This window comes from Thioalkalivibrio versutus (genome assembly GCF_001020955.1).
GTDB classification, from domain to species: domain Bacteria; phylum Pseudomonadota; class Gammaproteobacteria; order Ectothiorhodospirales; family Ectothiorhodospiraceae; genus Thioalkalivibrio; species Thioalkalivibrio versutus.
This window is the reverse complement of sequence record NZ_CP011367.1, coordinates 1,605,798-1,630,624: the sequence shown is the minus strand read 5'-3', so window position 1 is coordinate 1,630,624 and position 24,827 is coordinate 1,605,798. Positions and strand designations below refer to the sequence as shown.

General features: G+C 65.3%; 26 protein-coding genes. 10 read left to right on the top strand and 16 right to left on the bottom strand.

What is annotated here, in order from left to right; translation table 11 throughout:
* Entirely contained in the window at positions 1-1,956 is a 1,956-nt protein-coding gene (locus TVD_RS07570) for a DEAD/DEAH box helicase (protein ID WP_047251250.1), read from the bottom strand.
* A gap of 479 nt (positions 1,957-2,435) precedes the next feature.
* Here TVD_RS07570 and TVD_RS07565 point away from each other — a divergent pair, with 479 nt between their 5' ends.
* From TVD_RS07565 to TVD_RS07550, 4 genes are all read left to right on the top strand, one after another.
* Positions 2,436-3,446 carry a multicopper oxidase domain-containing protein gene (locus tag TVD_RS07565; RefSeq protein WP_047251937.1) on the top strand — a complete coding sequence of 337 codons (1,011 nt, stop codon included), beginning with the start codon at positions 2,436-2,438 and terminating at the stop codon, positions 3,444-3,446.
* Positions 3,447-3,486: 40 nt separating this feature from the next.
* On the top strand, positions 3,487-4,539 hold the full coding sequence (locus TVD_RS07560; RefSeq protein WP_240472253.1) for a multicopper oxidase domain-containing protein: 1,053 nt from the start codon (positions 3,487-3,489) through the stop codon (positions 4,537-4,539).
* A 94-nt stretch (positions 4,540-4,633) separates the two neighbouring features.
* Positions 4,634-5,422, top strand: coding sequence for an ankyrin repeat domain-containing protein (locus TVD_RS07555; protein WP_047251936.1), 789 nt, complete (start codon positions 4,634-4,636; stop codon positions 5,420-5,422).
* 231 nt (positions 5,423-5,653) lie between these two features.
* The gene (locus TVD_RS07550; RefSeq protein ID WP_018951903.1) at positions 5,654-6,007 is read left to right on the top strand and encodes a metalloregulator ArsR/SmtB family transcription factor; all 354 of its coding nucleotides are present in this window, start codon (positions 5,654-5,656) and stop codon (positions 6,005-6,007) included.
* 130 nt (positions 6,008-6,137) lie between these two features.
* On the opposite strand, the gene TVD_RS07545 is transcribed toward TVD_RS07550, so the two are convergent.
* Together TVD_RS07545 and TVD_RS07540 are read right to left on the bottom strand one after the other, a co-directional pair.
* Entirely contained in the window at positions 6,138-7,217 is a 1,080-nt protein-coding gene (locus TVD_RS07545; RefSeq protein WP_047251248.1) for a lipoate--protein ligase, read from the bottom strand.
* 49 nt (positions 7,218-7,266) lie between these two features.
* On the bottom strand, positions 7,267-9,357 hold the full coding sequence (locus tag TVD_RS07540) for a TonB-dependent receptor plug domain-containing protein (RefSeq protein WP_047251247.1): 2,091 nt from the start codon (positions 9,355-9,357) through the stop codon (positions 7,267-7,269).
* A gap of 144 nt (positions 9,358-9,501) precedes the next feature.
* On the opposite strand from TVD_RS07540, the gene TVD_RS07535 reads away from it, so the two are divergent.
* Positions 9,502-10,134 carry a MarC family protein gene (locus TVD_RS07535; RefSeq protein ID WP_018938567.1) on the top strand — a complete coding sequence of 211 codons (633 nt, stop codon included), beginning with the start codon at positions 9,502-9,504 and terminating at the stop codon, positions 10,132-10,134.
* Positions 10,135-10,207: 73 nt separating this feature from the next.
* On the opposite strand, the gene TVD_RS07530 is transcribed toward TVD_RS07535, so the two are convergent.
* Positions 10,208-10,708: a GlcG/HbpS family heme-binding protein gene (locus TVD_RS07530; protein ID WP_047251246.1), complete on the bottom strand. Its 501-nt coding sequence runs from the start codon at positions 10,706-10,708 to the stop codon at positions 10,208-10,210.
* A gap of 209 nt (positions 10,709-10,917) precedes the next feature.
* The gene (locus tag TVD_RS07525) at positions 10,918-11,688 is read right to left on the bottom strand and encodes a hypothetical protein (protein ID WP_047251245.1); all 771 of its coding nucleotides are present in this window, start codon (positions 11,686-11,688) and stop codon (positions 10,918-10,920) included.
* A gap of 301 nt (positions 11,689-11,989) precedes the next feature.
* Between TVD_RS07525 and TVD_RS07520 the strand changes: the two genes are divergently transcribed.
* Positions 11,990-13,045 (top strand): NAD(P)-dependent alcohol dehydrogenase, encoded by a 1,056-nt coding sequence (locus tag TVD_RS07520; protein WP_047251244.1) that lies wholly within the window; start codon positions 11,990-11,992, stop codon positions 13,043-13,045.
* Here TVD_RS07520 and TVD_RS07515 read toward each other — a convergent pair.
* The 8 genes from TVD_RS07515 to TVD_RS07480 all read right to left on the bottom strand — a co-directional run bounded on the left by TVD_RS07515 (position 13,035) and on the right by TVD_RS07480 (position 20,246).
* The gene (locus TVD_RS07515) at positions 13,035-13,682 is read right to left on the bottom strand and encodes a dienelactone hydrolase family protein (RefSeq protein WP_047251243.1); all 648 of its coding nucleotides are present in this window, start codon (positions 13,680-13,682) and stop codon (positions 13,035-13,037) included. The two genes, TVD_RS07520 and TVD_RS07515, sit on opposite strands and share 11 nt — an antisense overlap.
* On the bottom strand, positions 13,666-14,322 hold the full coding sequence (locus tag TVD_RS07510) for a phosphoribosyltransferase (RefSeq protein WP_047251242.1): 657 nt from the start codon (positions 14,320-14,322) through the stop codon (positions 13,666-13,668). Before TVD_RS07510 ends, TVD_RS07515 begins: the two co-directional genes overlap by 17 nt.
* Before the next feature lie 133 nt (positions 14,323-14,455).
* Positions 14,456-14,659, bottom strand: a complete 204-nt coding sequence (locus TVD_RS07505; protein ID WP_018145532.1) for a YgaP family membrane protein — start codon at positions 14,657-14,659, stop codon at positions 14,456-14,458.
* 114 nt (positions 14,660-14,773) lie between these two features.
* The gene (locus TVD_RS07500; protein WP_018145533.1) at positions 14,774-14,977 is read right to left on the bottom strand and encodes a YgaP family membrane protein; all 204 of its coding nucleotides are present in this window, start codon (positions 14,975-14,977) and stop codon (positions 14,774-14,776) included.
* A 316-nt stretch (positions 14,978-15,293) separates the two neighbouring features.
* Positions 15,294-16,598: a citrate synthase gene (locus TVD_RS07495; RefSeq protein WP_018169899.1), complete on the bottom strand. Its 1,305-nt coding sequence runs from the start codon at positions 16,596-16,598 to the stop codon at positions 15,294-15,296.
* 138 nt (positions 16,599-16,736) lie between these two features.
* A complete protein-coding gene (locus TVD_RS07490) occupies positions 16,737-17,708 on the bottom strand; it encodes a sensor domain-containing diguanylate cyclase (protein ID WP_047251241.1) in 972 nt (323 codons plus the stop codon).
* A gap of 55 nt (positions 17,709-17,763) precedes the next feature.
* On the bottom strand, positions 17,764-18,714 hold the full coding sequence (locus TVD_RS07485) for a GGDEF domain-containing protein (RefSeq protein WP_047251240.1): 951 nt from the start codon (positions 18,712-18,714) through the stop codon (positions 17,764-17,766).
* A 35-nt stretch (positions 18,715-18,749) separates the two neighbouring features.
* On the bottom strand, positions 18,750-20,246 hold the full coding sequence (locus TVD_RS07480) for an FAD-linked oxidase C-terminal domain-containing protein (protein WP_047251239.1): 1,497 nt from the start codon (positions 20,244-20,246) through the stop codon (positions 18,750-18,752).
* A gap of 81 nt (positions 20,247-20,327) precedes the next feature.
* Between TVD_RS07480 and crcB the strand changes: the two genes are divergently transcribed.
* The 4 genes from crcB (at position 20,328) to TVD_RS07460 (ending at position 23,655) form a co-directional block, all read left to right on the top strand.
* Complete coding sequence (gene crcB, locus TVD_RS07475) at positions 20,328-20,738, top strand: fluoride efflux transporter CrcB (RefSeq protein WP_047251238.1); 411 nt, start codon at positions 20,328-20,330, stop codon at positions 20,736-20,738.
* Positions 20,739-20,823: 85 nt separating this feature from the next.
* Complete coding sequence (gene serS / locus TVD_RS07470; RefSeq protein WP_018650062.1) at positions 20,824-22,110, top strand: serine--tRNA ligase; 1,287 nt, start codon at positions 20,824-20,826, stop codon at positions 22,108-22,110.
* A gap of 88 nt (positions 22,111-22,198) precedes the next feature.
* Positions 22,199-23,203: a thioredoxin family protein gene (locus TVD_RS07465; RefSeq protein WP_047251237.1), complete on the top strand. Its 1,005-nt coding sequence runs from the start codon at positions 22,199-22,201 to the stop codon at positions 23,201-23,203.
* Positions 23,204-23,232: 29 nt separating this feature from the next.
* Positions 23,233-23,655 (top strand): hypothetical protein, encoded by a 423-nt coding sequence (locus TVD_RS07460; protein WP_047251236.1) that lies wholly within the window; start codon positions 23,233-23,235, stop codon positions 23,653-23,655.
* Positions 23,656-23,676: 21 nt separating this feature from the next.
* Here TVD_RS07460 and cyaY read toward each other — a convergent pair whose 3' ends face one another.
* From cyaY to TVD_RS07445, 3 genes are read right to left on the bottom strand one after another with little or no spacing between them, the layout of a single operon-like run.
* Positions 23,677-24,000, bottom strand: a complete 324-nt coding sequence (cyaY, locus tag TVD_RS07455; RefSeq protein ID WP_018951914.1) for an iron donor protein CyaY — start codon at positions 23,998-24,000, stop codon at positions 23,677-23,679.
* Between the two features lie 52 nt (positions 24,001-24,052).
* Positions 24,053-24,439, bottom strand: a complete 387-nt coding sequence (locus TVD_RS07450) for a DUF423 domain-containing protein (protein WP_018938580.1) — start codon at positions 24,437-24,439, stop codon at positions 24,053-24,055.
* The gene (locus TVD_RS07445; protein ID WP_018145544.1) at positions 24,439-24,774 is read right to left on the bottom strand and encodes a hypothetical protein; all 336 of its coding nucleotides are present in this window, start codon (positions 24,772-24,774) and stop codon (positions 24,439-24,441) included. The genes TVD_RS07450 and TVD_RS07445 overlap by 1 nt, the downstream gene beginning before the upstream one ends.
* Positions 24,775-24,827 lie beyond the last annotated feature (53 nt).

Sequence of the window (24,827 nt, the reverse complement as noted above, 5' to 3'; positions counted from 1 at the left end):
TTAGCCGTTGGCGGCTTTGCGCTTGATCATCAGCGTGCCGTCCGCGCGCGAGCCGGTGTTCTTGGGCCCGCTGGTACCCTTGCGCACGGGGCGTTTGCCGGGTGCGGCGGCGTAGGCCGGGCGCTTGCCGTTGCCCGGGGCCGGGCCGCGCTTGGCCGGTGTGGGCTTGCTGGTCGGCTTGGCCCTGGCGCTGGTCTCCGGCTTGTCACTGCGCGGCTTGGCGGTCTTGCGCGGCGCAGGCTTGCGTGCGTCGTCCTGGTTCGCGGCCTGGCCCGGGCGCGGGGCCTGAAGGGTCAGCTCCAGCTTGCGGTTGGCAATATGGATGTTGCCCAGGCGACGAATCGCGGCTTCGTCCAGCGACGCCGGAAGATCCACATGGCTGTGGTCGTCACGCAGGCCAATGCGGCCGATGTCGCGGCCGTTCAGGCCGCCCTCGTTGGCCAGCGCGCCAACGATGGCACCCGGCGCCACGCCGTTGTTGCGGCCGACCGGCATGTAGTAGCGCACCATGTCGGCTTCTGGCTCGCGATCCTTGCCGCGCGACGGACGCTCGCCCCGGGGCTTGCTGTCCCGGCGGTTGTCGCCGCGCTCGGAATAGGGGGCACGGGCGGCCGCTAGCAGCGGATCGGCGCCCTTCGTGGAGTTGGCATCCAGCGGGCTGCCGGCGGTGGCCAGTGCGACCAGGGCGGTGGCGAGTTCGCGCTCGGATACGCCACTGTCAGTCAGCAGGCGATCGACCAGGGCTTCGTGTCCGGAGTTCTGTTCGCTGCCCAGGAGGGCCTGAACGCGCTCGGCGAAGCGCGTCTCGCGGCGGGCCTGTACGGCCTGGCGGTCGGGCACCGGCTGTTCGCGCACCGGCTTGCCGGTGAGGCGTTCGATGTCCTTCAACATGCGGCGCTTGCGCGGTTCCAGGAACAGGATGGCGCGGCCCTTGCGGCCGGCGCGACCGGTACGGCCGATGCGGTGGACGTAGACCTCGGCATCGCCGGGGGCGTCGAAGTTGAAGACGTGGCTGATGCGCGGCACATCGATGCCGCGGGCGGCGACGTCGGTGGCGACGATGACATCCAGGCGGCCGTCGCGCAGGTCACTGACCACACGCTCGCGTTCGCCTTGTTCCATGTCGCCGTTCAGCGCGGACGCGGCGATGCCGGCCTGGCCGAGTGAATCGGCGATCTCGACCGTAGAGGCCTTGGTGCGGGCAAAGACGACCGCGCCGTCCAGGTCTTCCTCGGTCTCCATCAGGCGGGTCAGGGCCTCCACCTTGTGGCGGGCATCGACCAGGCAATAGCTCTGGTCGATATCGGTGCCTGCCTCGTTGCCAGCACCGATCTTGATCTCTTCCGGCTCGCGCATGTGGCGGTGCGCGATACGGCGGATGGGGGCCGGCATGGTGGCGGAGAACAGGGTGGTCTGGCGCGCTTCGGGGGTCTGTTCCAGGATCCACTCGATCTCTTCGACAAAGCCCATGCGCAGCATTTCGTCGGCTTCGTCCAGCACCACGACGCGCAGGGCGTCCAGGTTCAGGGTGCCGCGCTTGATGTGGTCGACCACGCGGCCGGGCGTGCCGACCACGATCTGCGGGCCCTTGCGCAGGGCGCGGAGCTGTTCGCCCATCGGCTGGCCGCCGTAGACGGGCAGCACATCGATGCCGGAGAACTCGCGGGCGAACTCAGTCAGGGCGCCGGCGACCTGGTTGGCCAGCTCGCGCGTAGGGGCCAGCACCAGTGCCTGGGGCGCGCGCTTGCCGGCGTCCATCAGGTCAATCAGCGGCAGGCCGAAGGCGCCGGTCTTGCCGGTGCCGGTCTGGGCTTCGCCCAGAACATCGCGGCCTTCCAGCAGCGCGGGGATGCAGGCGGCCTGGACCGGGGTCGGGGTCGTGAAGCCCATGTTCGACAGGGCATGAACCAGCGACTCGGAAAGCCCGAGCTGGGAGAAGGAGGGGGAATCAGACATTGAGGGTACTCACACAGGCCGGAAACGAAGGCCCGGCGAAAATCGGATGGCAACTGCCAACCCCGCATCATACACGAATCAAAGGTGCAGCGAGCGACAAATTGGGTCGTTTATGTGGCGGGGCCACGTTGAATGAGCGATTCGCCATATAGGTATTCGGTAATACCCTTGTTGTAATTCGGTGTTTTTCCTCTATCTTCGGCCGCGGTTCGGCCAATTGATTCGTGTGAAATGCAGGAAGGCCGAACCCTGAATGCGGAAGCGAGGGAGCGAGGCCGGGATGGGGTCGCTCGTTATGGCGGGGGGCGGTACCTCGTGCCGGGGGCTGGGCCGACGGTCAATGGCGCCCCCGGGGCATTGTGTCGAGCAAGGTTCTCGACCAGAGCCTAGAGGCTCCCAGGCTGAATTTTTCCGGGCCGCACGCCTGATCACAAGGAGGAAACACGCGCATGCATCGTAGAAATTTTCTGAAGGGCGGGATGGCATTGTCCGCTGGCTTCGCCATTCCTGGAACGATGGGCCTGCTGGCCTGGGCACCGCGCGCCGAAGCGGCGGATCTGAGCATCGACCTGGCGGCACGACGCGGCGATGTCACCATGATCGACGGCACGTCGGCGCTGATGTTCGGGTTCTCCACCACGGACGCAATGAGTTGGCCGGGTCCGACGCTGGTCTGCCAGGAGGGTGACACGATTACGGTCAACCTGGAGAACACGCTGCATACGTCGGTGGTTTTCCATGTTGGGGCGACCAACATCCGCCACCAGGCCAGCGCCCAGAGTGTCATCTCGTTTTCGTTCGCCGCGCCGCCGGCTGGCACGTATCTCTATTACGACGACCAGAACAATGGCGTTAATCGGATCATGGGCCTGCACGGGACCCTGGTGGTCATGCCTGCGGGGATCAAGGATCGCCCATTCGTGGGGGGGCCGCAGTTTGTGCGCCAGTACAAATGGATGTTCAGCAACGTGGATCCATCCTGGGGGGAACAGGTGCGCACCCTGGGAGATTACCAGGTGAACTCCATCGCCCCGGATAGCTTCAAGCCCCGGTACTTCACAATCAACGGGCACGCCTACGAGAACACCCACGAGTACAACACGGAGCTGATGGGCCACTACGATGAAGCGGCCTATGTACGCATGCTCAACGCTGGCGGCATCGTGCACGCGCCGCACTTCCACGGGAATCACGTGGAGATGGTCACTATCAACTACGAACGTTTCAGTGCGCCGTTCAAGAACAAGGACGCCGTGTCGATGTTTCCGCTGGACGTGCGCGATGTGATCTATCCCTTCAAGGCGCCACCGGATGCGTATCCGCCCGTTACTGCGAACACGATTCAGCACTTCCCGATGCACTGCCATTCGGAGATGTCGCAGACCGCCGGCGGAGGTTCGTATCCGCATGGCGCCCATGCACCGATTGTGATGGGTACCGCGCCGCAGACGGAATCGGATCTCACCCAGAAAGTGGACGACCTGTCCTGAGACGGGTCCGGATCAACGGATTGCAAGGGAGCAAGACCACATGAGCAGAAATCGAGACGGCGGCGGTATGGGAGGCGGTGGCATGGGTGGCGGCTGCGATGCCGGCATTACGGGCAATTGCGGCCTGCACATCGATGCACCGAACACCCCCAACCGGGTCACCCCGGACGTTGAGTTCTTCCTGAATACCTTCATGCAGGGCAGCCAGGTCATCAACGGTGTCGAGGTCCCGATCTGGGGCTTCAACATGGATGGCGGCGGCGGCATGGGCGGTGGCGGTGGCGGTGGCATGGGAGGCGCGATGCCGTCCCCGCCGATGCGTGTGCGTCAGGGCCAGATCGTCCACACCCACCTGAACGCGATGGCGATGATGGCACCGCATACGGTGCATCATCACGGGATCGAGCCGGATACCTTCAACGATGGCGTTGGCCATTACTCCTTCGATGTACTGGGTGAATACACCTATCAGTGGCGGGCCTCGCAGGCGGGGACCTACTTCTACCATTGCCATACGAACACGGTGCTGCACGCCGAGATGGGTATGTACGGTGCACTGATCATCGATCCACCCAGTGGTCCCGGTACGGTCTACGAGGGCGGCCCGAGCTATACGGTCGAGGCGATCTGGGCGGTCGATGACATCGACATGAACTGGCATTGCCTGCCATGGGACGCCGCGCTGTGTGGCGGTGATGCCGGATTGGACGACTTCAATCCGGAGATCTTCTGCATTAACGGGGTAGGCGCGGATCTAAGCCAGACGGACCCCTCGGTGGTAGTCAATGCGAGCCGCGCGGACCGGGTTTTGCTGCGTTACATCATGGCGGGGTATGTCCCTCAGCGGGTGCGCTTCCCGGAGGAACTGGGCCCGATCCAGGTGGTGGCCGAGGACGGTCGGCCCCTGCCGCAGATCGAGACCATTCCCGCGGGAGGGGAGATCCTGATGACGGCGGCGGAGCGCTATGACCTGATCTTCGAGCCCCAACAGGCGGGGTCGTTCCCGGTAGATATTGATTTCTTCGATTACCGGGCTGCGGATGGAATGTTAAAGCCCATCGGGTCGATCCGGGCTCGCTTTAACATCTCCTGATGCGAGGATCTCGCACACGCCCGACTTTGACTTAGCCCGATGTTCCGGTCCCGACGGTCGCATGGCCGTCGGGGCCCTTTTTCTGGAGGGTGAGATGAAATGGTTCTCCAAATGCATGGTGCTTGGCATGCTGTGCCTGGCCGGTCCTGTGAGCGCGTTGGCGAGTGAAGGGGGCGGCCTGTCGTCCGAGTTATATCAAGCGGTGGCCGGCGATGATGCGGAGCGGGCCGAGGCCCTGATCGAGGCTGGTGCGGATGTGAACCGTGCTCAGCGGCCCTGGGAGTTGACGCCTCTGCTGGTGGCAGTCGGGGTCTCTGCGGAGCTGACGGATCTGCTGATTGGCTCGGGGGCGGACGTGAACGCCCGCGAGCGTGAGGGTGTGACGGTTCTGATGAAGGCGGTCCACGGAGGTGACGCGGCGATTGTGCGGCGCTTGCTTGAAGAACCCGACCTGGATTTGGATGCGCGGGGGCCTCGGGGCAATACTGCGTTGACCTATGCGGTGCTCTATGGGTATCCGGAGATGGTCGATGCACTGGTCGAACGCGGAGTTAATGTGAATGTGGCGCGCGCTGACGGCACGACGCCAAAAACGCTCGCTCGCCATATGCAAGGCCTGGCCGAGGCGATGCCGAAAGAGGCCGAAGAGCGCCGTCTCGGAATACCGCATGCTCGCCACCACAAGCAGGATGACGGCGGGCACGAGAAACACTTGGCGAATGGCGCAAGGATGGTCGTACATGAAGGCCCCCATGATCACCATCGGACCCGCGCCGAAGCCACGTCGTCCTACGGTCGGGTGCTGGCGACCCTGGCGGAGGCGGGTGCTTCCATCGAGGGCTTGGAGGTCGTTCCTTCGCGGGACCATGGCCATCACCACTAGGGAGGCGCTGATTCTTTCAACGCCGCTCCGGGTGATCGAAGGAATGACGACACATGCCCGGGCGTCTGCCAATGAACTGCGTCTTTCCGTTCGTCGGGGTGAAGTGGTGGTTCGGGGTTTGTCTCCTCCCTTGGAGCCACAGGGGCACCGCAGGTTGCCGCGATGGCTGCTTCGTTGTCGCGGCCTGGTACCCGGGATATAGTTCGCAAAAGGATTTTAGCTGGATACGATATGTCGCTTAACCCAACCGATCTGTTCAATCTCCTTGCAGACGAGACACGGCTTCGCTCGCTCTTGCTGATGCAGGCGGAAGGGGAGCTGTGTGTCTGCGAGCTGACCCACGCTCTGGAGATGTCCCAGCCGAAGGTATCGCGTCACCTGGCCGCTCTGCGCCATTATCAGGTGGTACGGACCCGGCGCGAGAGCAACTGGATCTATTATCGGCTCTCGCCGGAACTTCCTGAATGGGCCGCGGAGATCCTGAAGACTGCGGATCGTGCCGCCTCGCGAACCGAGCCATATACCACGGATCGCGGGCGGCTCAACACCGCGCCCAGTCGTGCGGAGTGCCTGGATTCGGCCTGAGGGCCGTCGTACGCAGAAAGCTGCAATAACATCCAAACGGCCGGACCACCCTACTTGGTGGTCCGGCCGTTTCTGTTTGGATGCGAAGCCTCGTGCGTGCCCGTTCAGCGTGCCCGTTCAGCGTGCCCGTTCAGTGAGGCTCGCGGTGGACGCAGGCGAGGATCGCCGTCGCGATGTCGTTGGCTTCGATGCCCGGGGCGTCGAGACCAATCTCCTGCATGCAGGCGGCCGCGGCGCTTCGCAGGGCTTCTTCTTCCAGTGGCTGGCCGTGCAGGGCATCGGCGATGCGGTCCATGCCGTCTTCCGGGAAGACCGTGAAATCGCCGGAGAGCAGAAGGTCGGCGATGTGGTCGTCTTTTTCCATCAGCTGGGCCCGGATCAGCCCGCCGGGGGCCTTGTGGGCGCCTTCGGTCAGGTGGGTTCCGGCGGCGATCTTGACGCCCATCTCGACAAATTTGCGGCCCTTGCGGTAGGTCCATTCGGGGTCGGTCAGCTCGGCGATCTGTTCCTCGATGGCGGCGGTTTCCTCGGCGGTGGGTTCGCTCATCTCGACCTCGACGGCGAGGTCGCTGGCCACGCGTTTCAGGAAGGCATCGCGCACGGTTTCGCGGGCGGGCATTTCGCCGAGTTCGCGTGACAACGTGGTGATGTAGTCCTCCATGCCGGCGCGCAGCTTGTCGCGGAATTTCTCCGACGGGACCTTGAGGCAGCGCGCCATGGTGGCGGTGTCGAAGTCGAACATGAAGCTGCCGACCATCACGGTGGCGTTGCCGATACTGGCGGCACCGGTACCACCGATCTTGCGTCCGTCCACGTGGATGTCGTTCACCGGGCGGAAGGTCGCGTTCACGCCCAGGTCCTGGTAGGTGTTGATCACCGGGTCGATGAACTTCTTGTAGATGTCGGAGACGATCCGCGGGGCCTTGGACGACGGATAGATGAAGTGGAAGAACATCTGGTTGTGGTCCAGATACACCGCACCGCCACCGACGTGGCGGCGGATGATCGGCAGGTTCTGTTCCTTGCAGAAGTCTTCGTCGGCCTCCAGGGCGATCTCCTGATGCAACCCGACGCAGACATACGGGTCGTCGGGGTTGACCAGGGTGAGCACCGGATCGTCGTCCTTGCCCATGGCTTCGGCGATGCCGTGGTAGACCGCCTGGGAACGCACGGCGGGCTGCTGGCCGAAATCGATTACGCGTAAACGCATGGTGTTGTCCTTGTCTTGTCTTGTCTTGGGGGCGATGTCTGCGGCCGGTCTAGAACTCGGCGTTCCAGGTGAGCCCGAAGCTGCGGCCGGGGGCCCAGATGTCCTGTACGCCATTGGCCGGGTCCAGGCGTGCCTCGGTCATCTCGTTGACGTGCTCGCGGTAGGTCTTGTCGGCGATGTTGGTCACGCTAAAGGTGATCTCGTTGGAACGAAAGCCGGCGCTGGGCCCGAAGCGGTAGCCGACGGCGAGATCGGCGGTGGCGAAACCGGAGGTGTTGCGTTCGCTGTTCTCCGTGAAGGTGTCGGCCGTCCGGCTTTGGCTCGCCACGGCCCGGATGCGGGCATCCCACTGCCAGCCTTGGGCCACCGAATGGTTGAGCCCAATACTGGCTTCAGGCGGCGGCATCTGGGTCAGCGGCTCGCTAAAGCGGCTGTCGCGGTTCTCGCCACGGATCCAGGTGCCAGTGGCGTAGCCGGTGATGGCGTCGGTGAAGGTATGTTCCACCAGGGCCTCGACGCCATGGATGCGCGCCTCGTCGAGGTTGATGGTTTCCTTGAATCCGGGTGCAGTGACCTGGCCACCGATATAGTCGCGGATTCGGCTCTCGTACGCCGAGACGGTGTACGAGGTCGCGCCGATCTGGCCGCGGGCGCCTACCTCGAAGGTGCGGTTGCGTTCCGGATCCAGCTGCGGGTTGCTCTGCCAGGTGAAGCCGTCGCTGTAGGGGTAGGTCAGGTAGCGTTCCAGCAGGCTGGCGGAGCGGTAGCCCTCTGACAGGCTGAAGTAGGGGTTGAAGGCCTCGTCCAGGTGCCAGGTGAGCCCGGCCGACCAGCTGAGGTTACGATCGGTGTTGTCCAGTGGCCCGGTAACGCCCATGGCGGCGTCAGCACTCCCGCGCACCTCGTCGTAACGGGCTCCTATATTGACGGTGGCCCAGTCGAGGTAGGTCTCGTGCTGGATGAACACGCCGGCGGACTCGATCTTGCCGTTCTCGACGAGTGGCATCCGGATCACGGGATCGTAATTGGGGGGAGCACCTACAAAGGAAACAGGGCTGGCTTGCAGGCGCCAGGCCTCGGCCCCGACCAGCAGGATCTGGTCGTCGGTGGGGACCAGTTCCGTCTGCACACGAAGCCCGTCCGTCGTGAAATCGGTATCCGAGGTCCGGTAATCTTTCTGCAGGCGGTCGCTCCAGTCGTAGTTTCCGCGGGAGAGCTCCTGACGGTAGATAGAAGCTTCGATGCGGGGCCCCCAGGAACCTGCCAATTCTCCTTTATAGCGCAATTCCAGCAGATCGCGGGTTTGCCGTGGGGTGTAGTGCGTGTTCACACCTTCAGGACGCTGTCCATCGCTGGGGGTGAATGTACGCGAGGCGAGGTACCAGACGTCCTTGCGCTCGTCGCGCTGGGCGCGGAACTGGACCTCGTGGCCTGGTGCGAGCTTGCCGCGGTAGCGCAGGTGGTAGGCGTTCTGTTCGGTGCCGGAGTCGCGCAGACGGTCGCCGTCGCCGTTCTTGTAGTCGTCGGTGTTCAGGTAGGCGGTGGAGAGGTCCAGCACGTTGCGGTCGTTGGAGACGGTGACGCCGACCGCGCCGCGGATGCCTTCGTCGACCGAGGTGACGCCCAGGCGGGAGAAGCCGCGGGTCTCGGGTTCGTCGGTGAAATCGCCGCCGCGGGTGATGATGTTGATCACGCCGCCCATGGCACCGGCGCCGTAGAGCACGGAGCCCGGGCCGCGCACGATCTCGATGCGTTCGATCAGGTCGACGTTGACATAGGAAGCCAGCGAGCCGCGGGCCGGCGGCTGCATCGCGTTGATGCGCACGCCGTCCACGAGAACCAGCACCTGGTCGCGCTTCAGGCCACGAATGATCGGATCGGAGCCCACCGATCCGTCCACGGCCGTGGCGACACCCGGTTGGCCGCGCAGGAGGTCGCCCAGGGTGCGGGCCTCGCGGTTGCGGATTTCGCTGGCCTCGATCACGGTGACGGAGGACGGCGTCTCGTCGATCAGGGTCTCGTATCCGGTGGCCGTAACCGATACGGTGCCCAGTGTCTGAGCGGCCTCCTGGGCATGAGCGAGGGCGGGTGATGCAAGCAGACTGGCCAGCGTCAGATGACCGACAACACGACGTTTCATGACTCGATGGCTCCCCAATAAGCGTTTCAGAACGCGCTAAAGTAGGTTCGTCGATCACGAAGGGCAACTTAAACCCCGGATGGCCAGGCCCATTCCGGGCGTGTCATGGCCGTTGGAGAACAGGCGCCAGAGGAGGGATCCGCCATGCTGGAACTGGGAATCGTCGCGCTGGCCACCTTTTTCGTGACCATCGGGCCGGTGGATGTCGCGGTGGTATTCGCGGTCCTCAGTCGGGGCGTGGACCCAGCCCAGCGCCGTGCCATGGCCATCCGCGGGGCGGTGGTCGCGGGCGGCATCCTGTTGCTGTTTGCGCTGGTCGGGGAGGCGCTGCTGTCGCTGCTGGGGATCTCGTTGGCGGCGCTGTACACCGCGGGCGGGATCCTGCTGCTGTTGATTGGCATCGACATGGTGTTTGCCCGCAGCTCGGGCGCGGTGTCGGCCACGGCGGCCGAGACGCAGGAGGCGCGCACCCGCAAGGACTTGTCGGTCTTTCCGTTGGCCACGCCCTTGCTGGCCGGCCCCGGCGCGATGGGGGCCGCGATCCTGATGATGAGCCGGGCCGAGGGCGACTGGGTGGCCCAGGCCGTGGTGCTCGGGGCGTTGGTGGCCGTTATGGTGCTTGCGCTGGTGTGCCTGCTGGTGGCGTCACGTCTGCAGCACTGGCTGGGCGTGACCGGCGCGCATGTGCTCACGCGCATCCTGGGCGTGCTGCTCAGCGCGCTCGCGATGCAGTTTATCTTCGACGGGCTTCAGCGAAGCGGTTTGCTCGGCGCCTGAAACGGCTGGCGTGGTCATTCCATGAACGGGGCCCTCCTCCGCTCGCGCGGGAAGGCCCCGGAAGATGGTGGGTTCAGAGCAGGTCTTCGGTGATGGCGTCGATGCCGGCTGCCGCGCATTCGTCATCGACCTGTCCGCTAGGGGCGCCGGAGATCCCGATACCGCCGACAATTCGACCACCGGTGGTGATCTGTTTGCCACCGCCCAGGGTGCTGACCCCCGGCAGGTGCTGGATGCCATAGCCGGCCTCTCCCGGTTCCGTCATCTCGCGAAGCTCCAGGGTGTCGGTGCGGAAGCTGACGGCGGTCCAGGCCTTGCGGATGGCGGTATCCACCGTGTGCGGACCGGCAAAGCGGTCGCGCTTCAGGGCCTGGGGGGTGCCATGTCGGTCGACCACGGCCGCAGTGATCTGGGTGTCGCGTTCGCGGCAGGCCTCGACTGCGGCCTCTGCGGCCTTGACCGCAAGTTCGGGGATCAGGGTCGGGGTGTCGAAGGTACCCTCGCTGGCGTGGAGGGGCGCGGCGGCAAACGCAAAGAAGATCGGGGCAGCAAGGCAGTAACGCAGGGTGGTCATGACGAGCCTCCAGAGTGCTGTGGTTTCGCACTCAGATAACTAGATGCCCAGGCTCTGCTGTTCAATGCGTCTGTACCCCGCGCGAAAGGGTGATCGAGTAGCGCCCGACGAACCGCGCGAAGGTGCCGCAAGTTACTGTTGCTTGTTTATAAAACGGATTAGATAACGCTGCATGTGGCTGTGGCGGAGGGGGCGCGGGCGCGGGCGGTTCAGGCGGCGCCACTCGCGGCTTCACGCTCGCGACGGGCGAGATCGCGCAATGCGTGGCGCAGCGCCGGGCGCAACGGGGTATTCAGGTGAGCCCTCGCTCGGGACGGCGGGATGGCGTGCCGCCGGCAGAACAACCCCAGGGCGTAGGCAAGGTCGTCGCGCGAGAGTGCGGTTTCGCGTTCGGCGCTCGGCCCCTTGCAGGCACCGCACTGATTCACGCGGACCTGGAAGGCAGTATTGGCCAGCATGACCCCGAAGCCCATCTGGGTGGCGAGGAGTTCCGCGATATGGGCCTCGTTACCCTCCAGGGCGGGTGGGGGCTCGCCAGCCGTGGCGAGCAGGCGCAAGGCGATCTCGCGCGCGAAGTGGGCAATCAGCGCCTGGGAATGTGCGACGAGCTCCGGGTCGTAGGGGATGCCGACGCCCGCCGACTGGGGTTCCGCCGGGTTGCGGCTGGGTCGGGCCGTATTCATCGCATCCCAGGGGATGGGATCGTCCATCAAGTTTCCAGGGTGCACGAGCCGGAACGGGCTGTCTGCGAGCCCGGCATGTTCCAGCACGCGATCGAACACCAGTTGAGCCATGGCCTGGCGATTGTCGGCTTGCCCGGGGAAGTGCTCGGCCGTGGGCAGTACCAGATGTGCCTTGCTCAGCATCGATCCCAGGTGTGGTTCGTTCCCGGCCCAATCGAAGATGGCGTGGATCCAGGCCCGGCTTTCGGGATCGAGGGCCGGGGCGCGTTGAAACAGGCGGGGAATGAGCGAGATCACAGGCGATCCTGAACAGCAGATGTAGGCTCATTGTAAGGGAGGCGAGCGGGGCGTCGCGATCAATCGGTGCCCGGGCGGGAAGATCGCGTGGCTGGCCTGCTATGTTTGATGAACAGGGTGTGCATGACGGCATGTCGCGCCTCTGGGGAAACGCTGGATGACCCGCGCTTGTGCGCAGCGCAGCGGCGAAACAATCCATGAACAGTGGATGGCCAGGCCACAAAGATTGCTTTGCTGCGCGCGCGATGGCGAACGATGGGTTCTTCAGGGTTTTCCGAGGAAAGCTACAAAGGAGGTTGGTATGAGCACGATGAAGGCGGCAGTTTTTGTCGAACCCGGGCGGATCGAGTTGCAGGAGCGTCCAATCCCGGAGATCGGGCCGACGGACGCCCTGCTGCGGGTGACGACCACGACCATCTGCGGGACCGATGTGCATATCCTCAAGGGCGAATACCCGGTGGAGGCGGGCCGCATCGTGGGGCACGAACCGGTTGGGGTGATCGAACGCCTCGGGGACGCAGTGACCGGCTACGAGGTCGGCCAGCGGGTCATCGCGGGCGCGATCACGCCCTGCGGGCAATGCCATTCCTGCCTGGAGGGCATCTCCAGTCAGTGTGGTGGCAAGGCCATGGGTGGCTGGCAGCTGGGAAACACGATCGATGGCTGTCAGGCGGAGTACGTGCGCATCCCCAATGCGCAGGCGAATCTGACCCCGGTGCCGGACGGCCTGAGCGACGAACAGGTACTGATGTGTCCGGACATCATGAGCACCGGTTTCGGCGGCGCCGAACATGGGCACATCCACATCGGCGATACGGTGGCCGTGTTCGCCCAGGGCCCTATCGGCCTTTGTGCCACGGCGGGTGCCAAGCTCATGGGGGCCACCCGGATCATCGTGGTGGACGGGGTGCCGGAGCGCCTGGAGACCGCCCGCAAGCTGGGCGCGGATGTGGCGATCAACTTCCGCGAGCAGGACCCGGTCGAGACGATCATGGAGCTGACTGGCGGGCGCGGGGTCGATGTGGCCATCGAGGCCCTGGGGCAGCAGCAGACCTTCGAGGCCTGTCTGCGCATCCTGAAACCGGGCGGGACCCTTTCCAGTCTCGGGGTGTATTCGGGCAAGCTTTCCATGCCGCTGGATGCGATTGCAGCCGGGCTGGGCGATCACACCATCGTGACCACCCTGTGCCCCGGCGGGAAAGAACGCATGCGGCGGTTGATGGAGGTCGTCGCCTCGGGGCGCGTGGACCTGACGCCGATGGTGACGCACCATTACAAGCTGGCGGATATCGAGGCGGCCTACGACCTGTTCTCGCATCAACGCGACGGCGTACTGAAGGTCGCCATTACGCCGTAGTGAAGCACTGGCTGAACCAGGCGGCCGCGAGTTCGGCTGCCTGTTCCAGCGTGCCCGGTTCCTCGAACAGGTGGCTGGCGCCGGGTACGATCTGGAGCTCGCAGCGTGCGTGCATAAGCGCCTGCGCCTGGCGATTCAGTTGAATCACCATGGTGTCGTCACCGCCCACGATCAGGAGGGTGGGGCTCTCGACTCTGGGCAGGGCTGCGCCTGCCAGGTCCGGGCGCCCGCCGCGCGAGACCACGGCCCGGATGGTCTCCGGCGCTGCGGCGGCGGCCTGCAACGCTGCCGCGGCGCCGGTGCTGGCGCCAAACAGCCCGAGCGGCAGGGGTGCCAGGCGAGGCTGGGCGGCCGCCCATTGGCAGGCCTGCACCAGCCGCCGGCCGAGGAGTTCGATATCGAAGCGGTTGGCGTAGGTGCGATCTTCCCCTTCGGTGAGCAGATCGAACATCAGGGTGGCGATGCGGCTGGCCTGCAGTGTCCGCGCCACTTGATGATTGCGCGGGCTCAGGCGGCTGCTACCGCTGCCGTGCGCGAAAACGACGAGACCAATGGGTGTCTCGGGTACGCCGAGAATCCCCTGGTGGACCTGGCCGTCCAGGGCCAGGTCGACGGACTGTTCATTCGCGTGAGACATCGGGGTTTTCCACACGGTGGACGGAGGCCATCATCGCGATGACCGCGTCGTCGGAGACTTGTTCGAAATCCTCGTAGTACGCCCCCACCGAGCCGCGGTAGTACTCGGGGATGTCCAGGGTGACCAGTTCATCGACCTCGTTTTCCAGGAGTGCCGCGGTCTCCGCCGGTGCCACCGGGATCGCCACGACCAGATGGCGAGGCTGGCGCTGACGTGCGTCGCGGATCGCGGCGCGCATGGTGAGTCCGGTGGCGATCCCGTCGTCGACAATGATCGCCAGCTTGCCGCCAACGTCCGGGGAAGGCGTCGTGCAGTACAGTTGGCGCCTGCGCCGGGCTTCGGCGCGTTCGCGTGCCTCGGCCTGGTCCAGCCAGCCTGGATCGACGCGTCCCGCCTCGCGTGGATTGCAGACCGGTTCGCCCTGCTCGGGCACGGCACAGATCGCGTACTCGGGATGGAACGGGTGGCCGATCTTGCGCGGGATCAGGAGATCCAGGGGCATGCCCAGACGCCGGGCGACGGCGATCCCCAGGGGGACTCCGCCGCGCGGCAAGGCATACACAACGCCGGGTTGGCCGCGATAGCGGTCCAGGGCGTGAGCGAGTTGCTCGCCGGCTTCCTTTCGGTCTCGAAATCGCATTGGGCCTGCGTGCCACCTGAGTGGGTCTCACTTGAAGTGTAGACAGGCGTTGATCATTCGCGGGTGGCGCACACAAAAAGGCCCGGGACCAGCGGTGCCCGGGCCTTGGAAGGGGTGTGGGGGCCCCTTGGGATTAGTTGAAGGCTTCCCCGGGCTTCACGCCCATCGCCTTCAGGATCATCGCCAGCGGGCAGAAGCCGGTGAAGGCGGACTGCAACAGGTTCGCGCCGACGAACAGGGTCAGGATCAGCCACATCGGGGTGAAGACCCACCCGAGGATGGCGCTGATGATCACGACGGTGCCGGCGAAGGCGAGGACGATGCGGTCAATGCTCATGGATGGTGTCTCCTGGTTAAGTATTAGCGAAGTCTAATATGCAGTCTGACGGTCACGAACACAAGGGGCGCGTAGTCGATGGGGTTTCCTCGCCATCCACCGCGCGGGCCGGGTTCAGGGGAAGATTTCGCCGGGCTTGAGCCCCATGGATTTCAGGATCATCACCAGCGGGCAGAAGCCGGTAAACGAGGCCTGAATCAGGTGGATGCCCATGAAGACGGCGAGTAGCAGCCACCAGGGGCTGGCCAGCCAGGTGAGCAGTACGCTGACCAGGACGACAATACCGGCAAACAAAATGAAGAAACGGTCGGTGGACATGAGCACTCCCTCCCTTGTTACTACCCAGTAGATAGCACCGGCGCAGGGGTTCGGCAAGCATCCGTCCGAATGCCAGCCTGGGGAAGGCTGATCAACGCACTCGTTCGCGCTCGAGCGGCAACGCTGTCGGTGGGCAGAATCGGCCAAGCCCCGGCGTTCAATCGGTCGTGGCGTTGGTACCCCACGTTCCCCGATCTGCGTTGCGACCTCCAAAGAGAGGACACATTCCGGTAGCACGCCTACCCGTCTGCGTGCCGTATCGGGTCGCGGAAAACACGGGGTGCCAACGCGGACCTGCGCATGGATCCGTGTCCCTCTAGCGTTCCTCGATGGAGGTGTAGTCGCGCGAGCGGTAGCCGGTGTAGAGCTGGCGCGGGCGGCCGATGCGGGATTCGGGGTCCTGCATCATTTCGTTCCAGTGCGAGATCCAGCCGACGGTGCGGGCGAGGGCGAAAATCACGGTGAACATGTTCAACGGGATGCCCATCGCGCGCAGGATGATGCCGGAGTAGAAGTCCACGTTGGGGTAGAGCTTGCGCTCGATGAAGTAGTCGTCCTCCATCGCGATACGTTCCAGCTCCATGGCGACGTCGAACAGGGGCTGGTTATCGGCGCCCATGTCGCCCATCTCCGCTAGCAGGTCGTGGCACATCTTGCGGATGATCTTGGCGCGCGGATCGTAGTTCTTGTACACGCGGTGGCCGAAGCCCATCAGGCGGAAGGAGTCGTTCTTGTCCTTCGCGCGGGCCACGAAGTCCTCCACGCTCTTGTCGGAGTGCACGATCTCCTCGAGCATGCGGATGACCTTCTCGTTCGCACCCCCATGCAGTGGCCCCCAAAGCGAGGCGATGCCGGCGGAGATCGCGGCAAACGGGTTGGCCTCGGAGGAGCCGGACAGGCGCACGGTGGAGGTCGAGGCGTTCTGCTCGTGGTCGGCGTGCAGGATCAGGATCAGGTCGAGCGCGCGCACGAACACCGGGTTCGGCTGGTAGGGCTCGCTGGGCACGCCGAACATCATCGCCAGGAAGTTGGCGGTGTAGGACAGGTTGTTGTCCGGGTACATGAACGGCTGGCCGTTGGCGTACTTGTACGACCAGGCGGCGATGGTGGGCATCTTGGAGATCAGCCGGTGCGCGGCGATGCGCCGATGTTCCGGGTTATGCACGTCCACGTTGTCGTGATAGAAGGCCGACAGCGCGCCGACCACACCGACCATGATTGCCATTGGATGCGCGTCGTGGCGGAAGCCGTCGAAGAAGCGGCGCACGGCCTCGTGCAGCATCGAGTGCTCCTTGATGATGCGCGAGAAGTCGTGCAGGTCGTCGGCGGCAGGCAGGTCGCCGTTCAGCAGCAGATAGCAGACCTCGAGATAGGTGCTCTCTTCCGCCAACTGTTCTATGGGGTAGCCGCGGTAGAGCAGGGTGCCCTCGTCGCCGTCGATGAAGGTGACGTCCGAACGACAGCTGGCCGTGGACATGAACCCCGGGTCATAGGTGAAGTAGCCGAGCTCCTTGTACAGGGTGCGGACATCCAGGCAGTTCGGGCCGTGCGAGCCCTCCTGGATCGGCAGTTCGATGCTCTTGCCGGTGGTGTTGTCGGTCAGCGTGACGGTTTTGCTCATGAAACGGCCTCGTAGCGAAGGGGACGTCCGGATGCGGATTAGGTGAATGGTAAACCATCGACCGGCCCGCGGCAGAGGGGTGCGTGAAGTGTGTTGGGCCCGGAGGAAAAGGGCGATCGTGCTTGCAGCGCGAGGGCGTCAGGGCCCGGGGGTTCCGCGGCGCTGGCGCTTGTCGGCGTACATCGCGGCATCGGCGCTGGTCTGGGCCTCGGGCAGGGACCCGCTGACGGTGCGGCAGGCGTAACCGATGGAGGCCGACACACCGGCCTCTTGCAGCGCCGCACGCAACCGGTTCGCGATCCCGGGGAGGTGGTCGGCCGGCGTCTCCGGCAGCAGCACGCCAAACTCGTCTCCACCCAGGCGGGCAACGATGTCGATTTCGCGACTGGCATCCCGCAGGGCCTGGCCAGCCGCCTTGATCAATCGGTCGCCGGCGTCATGGCCTTCCTGGTCGTTGACCGTCTTCAGGTTGTCGAGGTCGATGGCGACGAGACCCGCCGGGAGGCTGTGATCCTGACAGCGTTGTTCCTCGGCGCTCAACGCGAGTAGCCAGCCGCGCCGGTTGTAGGTGCCGGTAAGGGCGTCGTTGTAGGCCTCCAGTCGCAGGGCCTCGCGCTCGCGTTCAAGTTCGTCGATCTGGCGGCGTTGGCGGATCAGTGACTCGATGACGGTGACGGCGGCCTGGATCTGTTCCGATTGCGCCTCGATGTCGGCCGATATGGGTTCCGGGTTCATCGCGCAAAGCACGCCGTACATCTCGTACTCACGGTCCTGTACCGGAAACCCGATGTAGCTGCCGATGGCGGGGGGTTCGGGTTGTGCGGCAAGCGCCTCCTGGTAGGCGGGAACCTGTTGTACGTCCGGGGCGATTCGCGGGCCGCGTTCGGCGAGCATGCGGATGCAGAAGGAGTTGCCCCAGTCAAAGGCCGTGCCGGCCTGAATGCCGTAGCCGTGGTCGTCGGCGCGCACGACGATCTGCTCGTTGTCCTCGATGCGGGTCAGCATCCAGACGTCCAGGGGGGCGATCCGGTGGAGCAGTTTCAGGACGTGATCGACCCCGAGGTTGAACGGCGAGGGCGCGGTATCGGGGAGGTCGAAGATTCGGGCCATGGGACAATCCGTCGAGACGGTGGGGCGGCGGTTCGCCGCGCAGGATGGAAAAAGTCTAGGAGATCGCGGGTCGCGCTGCCGGTCGCAGTTCGCGTTCCGCGCGCTTCAGGGCGTGTTCCAGGCTTCCGGCACCGGGTTCGCGCATGGCGTGGCCAATGCCCGCGGGGATGGCCTTTGCGGACAGGGCCTGGCGGATGTGTTGCGCCCGCGCCGCCAGGGGTTGCGCCCTCAGGTCGATCGCGAGCAGGCCGAAGCGGGTGCCACCGAGTCGACCGATCAGGTCGGTGGGGCCTGCCAGGCCCTGCAGGGCGAGGATCGCGCGAACCAGTTCGGTGTCATCCTGAATGCCCGTGCTGTCCACGCTCGAGTCCCCGGGGAAGAGATCGAACAGGATGATGCCGGCGGGTTGGCCGCTCTGTTGGCAGCGGGTCTCCTCGGCGTCCAGCGCGAGCTCCCAGCCGTGGCGGTTGAGCACGCCGTTCAGGGGATCACCGTGGGCGGCCAGGGCCGCGTGCTGGCGCAGCCGGTCCAGCCCCTCGGCGCGCTGGCTGAGACGCAGCAGGTGCCCCAGCGATCCTGCCAGGGCACGCACGACCGGCTCATGGTGTTCGATGGCGGAGTCCATGGGTTCGGGATGCAATCCGCAAAGCGTGCCGAAGAGTTCGCCATCGGCATCGTACAGCGGGAATCCGATGTAGCAGCCAATCGTTGCGACCTCATTGATCGGGGCACTGGCATAGGCTGGAACCGAGCGTGCGTCCGCGGCGATGTTCGGTCCATCTCCGGCGTTCATGTGTACGCAGTAGGAGTGCTGCCAGCTGAATGCGGCCCCGGGGCGGATGCGCGGTGCGTGGCCGTGGGTGTGCAATACCACCCAGTCATCGGACTCGACCCGCGTGAGCATCCACATGTCCAGAGGGATCAACGCCTGCAGGGCGCTCAGCGTGGCGTCGACGGCTCCGGAGAAGTCGTCGGCCAGCGCGGTTGCAAGGGTGGCCCTGGGCATCGGAGGCTCAGCTCGGTTGGGTCGAGCCTGTCATCCTACAGGCGCGGGAGTTCCGGGTGCGACAGCTGCCCACCGTGGACGTGCTGGCGCCCGAACTCGGCGCAGCGGGCGAGCGTGGGGATGGCCTTGCCGGGGTTGAGCAGCCCCAGCGGGTCGAACGCGCGGCGCAGGTGGTGAAACTGCTCCAGTTCCGGCGCGGCGAACTGCACGCACATGCCGTCCAGCTTTTCCACGCCTACGCCGTGTTCCCCGGTGACGGTGCCACCGACCTCGACGCAGAGTTCGAGGATCTGCTGGCCGAAGGCCTCCGCGGTTTCCAGTTGCCCGGGCTGGTTGGCGTCGTAGAGGATCAGTGGATGCAGATTGCCGTCACCGGCGTGGAACACGTTGCACACGCCGAGGCCAGCCTCGCGCGACAGGGTGTTGATTCGTTCCAGCACCGTCCCGATCTGGTGGCGCGGGATGGTCCCGTCCATGCAGTAGTAGTCCGGCGAGATACGGCCGGCGGCAGGGAACGCGGCCTTGCGCCCGGCCCAGAACAATGCGCGCTCGGCGTCGTCGCGGGCGGTGTGCACCTCGGTGGCGCCCAGATCCAGGAGCTTCTGGCGTACCACCATGACGTCCTCGGAGACCTCGGCGTTGGTGCCGTCGAGCTCGCACAAGAGGATCGCGGCCGCCTCTACCGGGTAGCCGGCGTGGACGAAGTCCTCCGCAGCGCGGATGGCAGCGTTGTCCATCATTTCCAGCCCGGCGGGAATCAGTCCGGCGGCGATGATGCCTGCCACTGCGCGTCCGGCGGCCTCGGCCTGGTCAAAGCTGGCCAGCAGGACCTGGGTGCGCTCGGGGCGGGGCAGCAGGCGCACGGTGACTTCGGTGACGATGCCCAGCATGCCCTCCGAGCCAACCATGAAGGCAAGCAGGTCCAGCCCGGCACTATCCAGCGTCTTGCCGCCGAGGCGGATGATCTCGCCATCCAGGGTGACCAGCTCCAGCCCGATCACGTTGTGCACGGTGAGTCCGTACTTCAGGCAATGCACGCCTCCCGCGTTCTCGGCCACGTTGCCGCCGATGGAACACGCGATCTGCGAGGACGGGTCGGGTGCGTAGTAGAGCCCCTGCGGGGCCGCCGCCTCGGAGATCGCGAGGTTGCGCACGCCGGGCTGGACGACCGCGCAGCGGTTGTCGGCATCGATCTCCAGGATGCGATTGAAGCGCGCCAGGGATAGCAGCAGCCCAGTCTCGCTGGGCAGGGCGCCGCCGGACAGCCCGGTGCCAGCCCCGCGCGGCACGATCGGGACCCCGTGCTCGCGGCAGAGCCGCAGGCAGGTCAGCAGTTCCTCGTGGGTTCGTGGCAGGGCCACGGCCCCGGGGATCTGGCGGTAGGCGGAGAGGCCGTCGCACTCGTAGGCTCGGCGTTCCGCGGCCTCGACCACCAGGGCGTCCGAGGGCAGCTCGGTGGTCAGACCCTCAATGACCGCGGCCAGCGCCTGTGCGGCGGCCTCGGTCGGCGGTGTGGCGGGATGGGCGCTCATGGCCTCGATGGTAGGGGTCTGCTGGGTCCGTGCGAGGTGATCGCATAAACTGTGGGTCTTTTCCGCAAGCGGGACGTGATGATGGGCATTGGGCTGGGCTCGTATCTGGCAGTGGCGGCAGGCGGTGCGCTGGGCTCGGCACTGCGGCTGGGGATGCAGGAGTGGATGGTGGCGCACTTCGGGCGTGCCTTCCCCTGGGGTACGTTGAGCATCAACATCCTCGGCTCGTTCCTGATCGGGGTACTGGCCGTGGTGCTGGTGGAGCGCCTGGAACTGCACCCGGCCTGGCGCTTGTTGCTGATAGTGGGGATGCTCGGGGGGTTCACGACGTTTTCAACCTTCTCCCTGGAAGTCGTTCACATGGTGGATGTAGGCGCCTGGGCGCGTGCACTGGGCTACATGCTCGCGAGCCTGCTGGTCTGCGTGCTGGCTGCGGCAGCGGGGCTCCACGGAACTCGATTCCTGCTGGGGGTCGGGCCGGTCGCCTCGTGAGGGCATTGGCCGCGACCGTGGACGCCACGGGGCGGCAACCGTAGACTTCCCCGTCGTTCTTTCCACCCCTTGCCGGAAATCCGTCATGCTTGATATCCACAGCCTGCGCCAGGACCTGGATGCGACTGCCACCGCTCTGGAACGCCGTGGCTATACCTTGGACCGCGAACGCTTCAAGGCCCTGGAGGCCCGCCGCAAGGCGTTGCAGATGCGCACCCAGGAGCTGCAGGCCGACCGCAACACTCGCTCCAAGGGTATCGGGCAGGCGAAGGCGCGGGGCGAGGACATCGAGCCGCTGAAGGCCGAGGTCGGGCGCCTGGGCGACGAGCTCAAGCAGTGCGAGACCGATCTGCACGGGGTCCAGCAGGAGCTGGATGCGATGCTGATGCAGATCCCGAATCTGCCGCAGGCGGACGTGCCCGACGGACTGGACGAAAAAGACAACGTCGAGGTCCGCCGCGAGGGAACCCCGCGGACCTTTGATTTCACGCCGCGCGATCACGTGGACCTGGGCCTGCCCGGTGGCTGGCTGGACTTCGAGGCCGCGGTGCGGGTGGCCGGTTCGCGTTTCGTGGTGATGCGCGGTCAGATGGCGCGCCTTCACCGGGCACTGACCCAGTTCATGCTGGATCTGCACACCGGCGAACACGGCTACCAGGAGACCTACGTCCCCTACCTGGCGAATCCCGAATCGCTGGAGGGGACCGGGCAGTTGCCGAAGTTCGACGATGACCTGTTCTCGGTCGACTGTGACCAGCGCTACCGTCTGATCCCCACCGCCGAGGTCACCCTGACCAACCTGGTGCGCGAGCAGATCCTCGATGCCGAGGCCTTGCCGCTGAAGATGGTGGCCCACACCCCGTGTTTTCGTTCCGAGGCGGGCAGCTATGGGCGCGATGTGCGCGGCCTGATCCGGCAGCACCAGTTCGAGAAGGTGGAACTGGTGCAGATCGTGCAGCCGGAGAGCTCGGATGCCGCACTGGAGGAACTCCTGGGCCATGCCGAGCGGGTCTTGCAGGCGTTGGAACTGCCCTACCGCGTGATGCTCCTGAGCGCCGGGGACATGGGCTTTGCCGCGGCGCGCACCTATGACCTGGAAGTCTGGCTGCCGGCCCAGGATGCCTACCGCGAGATCTCCTCTTGCTCCAACTTCCAGGCCTTCCAGGCGCGCCGCATGCAGGCGCGCTTCCGACCGAAGGCGGGCGAACGCCCGGAGCTGGTGCACACCATCAACGGGTCCGGGGTTGCGGTGGGCCGGGCCCTGGTCGCGCTGCTGGAGAATCACCAGCAGGCAGACGGCTCGATCCACATCCCGGAAAAACTGCGCCCGTATCTCGGGGGAACCTCGGTGATGGAGCCGCCGTCCGAATAGGAGGTCCACCGGGAGTCGGCTTGACGTGAATAACGCCCTTGGCAGGAAGAGTTGGTTTGGTTGGCTGGCGAGCGTCTCGCTGGTAGGCATGGTGATGTTGTTCGCGACCGCCTCTGTGGCGGACGAATCCGTCGAATCCGACGAGGGGATCGTGTTCGATGACACCCCGCGCCCGATTGGGCTGCATACGCCCGACTGGTTCGAGCTGAGCTTCCTCGATCTGCGCGAGGACCTGGAAGATGCGGTGGAGCAGGGAAAGATGGGGCTGGCTGTCTACTTCGGCATGGATGACTGCCCCTATTGCGAGGCGCTGTTTGACAAGAACTTCGCACAGGACGATATCCGCGAGTACCTGGCGTCACACTTCAACGTGGTGGCCATCGACGCGCTGGGCACACGTGAAGTCACGGACCTGGACGGCGAGACCTGGCTCGAACGGCGCTACGCCGCCGAACAACGGCTGAACTTTACCCCCTCGATTGCCTTTTACGACGAGGACGGCGAGCGCATCCATCAGATGCGCGGTTACTACCCACCATACCGGTTCCGCGCGCTGCTGGAATACGTGATTGACCGGCATGACCGCGAGGAGAGTTTTCGCGACTATCTGGAGCGCGCCGACCCACCGCCAAAGTTCGATCTCGACGACATCAACCAGCGGGAGTTCTTCATCAACCAGCCGTATGCGCTGGATCGGAGCCGAATCCCCGCCGAACGCCCACTGGTGGTGTTCTTTGAGCGCGAGGCCTGCCATGCCTGCGATATCATGCACTCCGAGCCGCTGCAGCAGGACGAGGTGCTGGAGCGCATCGGCCTGATGGATGCGGTGCAGCTGGATGCCGACGATGCCGATACGCCGGTGCTGACGCCGGGTGGCGACCGCACCAACGCAAAAGACTGGGCCGCGGAACTGGGTGTGCACTGGGCGCCCACGCTCATTTTCTTCGACGAGCGCGGCGAAGAGATTATCCGCATCGATTCGGTCGTCCACCAGAATCGGCTGCGGAACGTGCTGGACTTCGTCCTGACCCGTGGGTACGAGGATTATCCGACCTTCGAACGCTGGCGTGCCCAGCAGCCGCCGCGCCCCTGACCACGCCGCTGACTCAAGGAATCATCCCTTTGCATTTCGACCGTGACTTCGTAATCCGCAACCGTGAAGTGCTGGAAGGCATCGTTGCCCGTTCCCACCGCGTAGCGCTGGGAATCTTCGCGCTGACCTTCGGGGGCTACGGGGCAGCGGTATGGCTCTGGTTCCAGGACAACGTGTGGGCCGCCCTGGTGGTGGCGACGCTCAGCTATCTGGTGTTCCGCCAGTTCCGCATGCTGGCGCTGGGAGTCGCGCGCATGCCGCTGCGCGGCGATGCGGGGGCGGTGGAGGCGCTCAAGGCGATCGATATGGCGCTGGAACAGGACAAGCCCCACCCGGTACTGGCCGAGGTCGAGGCGCATCTGCGGGCGCTGGAAGAGGCGCCCGCAACGCAGGAGGAACGCGAGGCCGCGGGCCCGGGCGATTCGAAGAAGGGCGCCGGCAAGGGCGACTGACAGCGACCTGTGGTCGCCGGATCAGAGCTCGACGGGTACGCCCAGTTTCTGCTCGATGACCCGCACCAGGGTCGCGTGCAGCTCTTCGCCATTGCGATCGTCGATCCAGGTGCCTTCCTCCTCGGAATAGCCGAAATGAGCCGGTCCTTCGGGCGAGGAGAGCCAGATCTGCTGTGCGGCCTCCTGGCGGTTCAGGATCAACTGGGCGCCATCGTCGAATTCGATCGTCATCACGCCGTCGATCAGGTCAATGTCCAGGTCGTCCAGCGCGCTTTGCTCGGTGAGGCGGGTCTGGATGTCGTCCAGGGTGTTTTCGGCGAATACGGCGAAGGAGGTCTGGCTCATGGGGATCTCGATACGGTCGGGAAGAGGGGGGTGGCTGCGCCGTGATTATAGGTCAGCTGCGCCAGGCGGCAATGGCCAACCCGGCCCAGCCGAGGATAAACGCGGTGCCGCCCAGCGGTGCAATCGCGCCGAGGATACGGGGTGCGCCGAGCGCCAGGGCATACAGGCTCCCAGAGAACAGCAGGATGCCGATCACGAACGCCACAGCACTGGCAGCGGCCCAGCCGTTGGCCAGGTGGGCCCACAACGCCGCGACCAGCAGCAGGGCCAGGGCATGGATGAAGTGATACTGGACGCCGGTATGCCAGGTCGCGAGGGCCTGTTCCGTCAGGCGTTCCTGCAGGGCGTGGGCGCCGAAGGCGCCGAGGACGACGGCAGTCCCTCCCAGCAGGGCAGCGATGACAACAAGGGGGCGAATCAGCGGTTCGCTGGCCCCCATCAGGCGTCGTCGCCCATCTCGCTGTCGATGTCCTGGCCGGCGACCCAGCCGTGCTCGCGGGCGCGCTCGATGGCTTCGTTATGGATGCGCTCATGGCGCTCGCGCAGCTCGGGCGGGAGGTTGCTGATGCGCAGGCTGTATTTGTCCCACTCGGCGTTGACCTGGTCATGCAGCATCTGGATGCGCGAGACATCCCAGCCATCGCAGGTTTCGTCCTCCGGGAGGATGCCGAATACCCAGGCATCGCGGATGAAATTGCCGATGGGGGTCATGCCGGCGTACATGTCGTTGTACAGGCCGACGTAGGTGCGACTGGAGCGTTTGGGTTCATTCATGCTGCATAGTCTAGGGAAATACTGATGAATGTACACACTCGCGTTGGCACCCC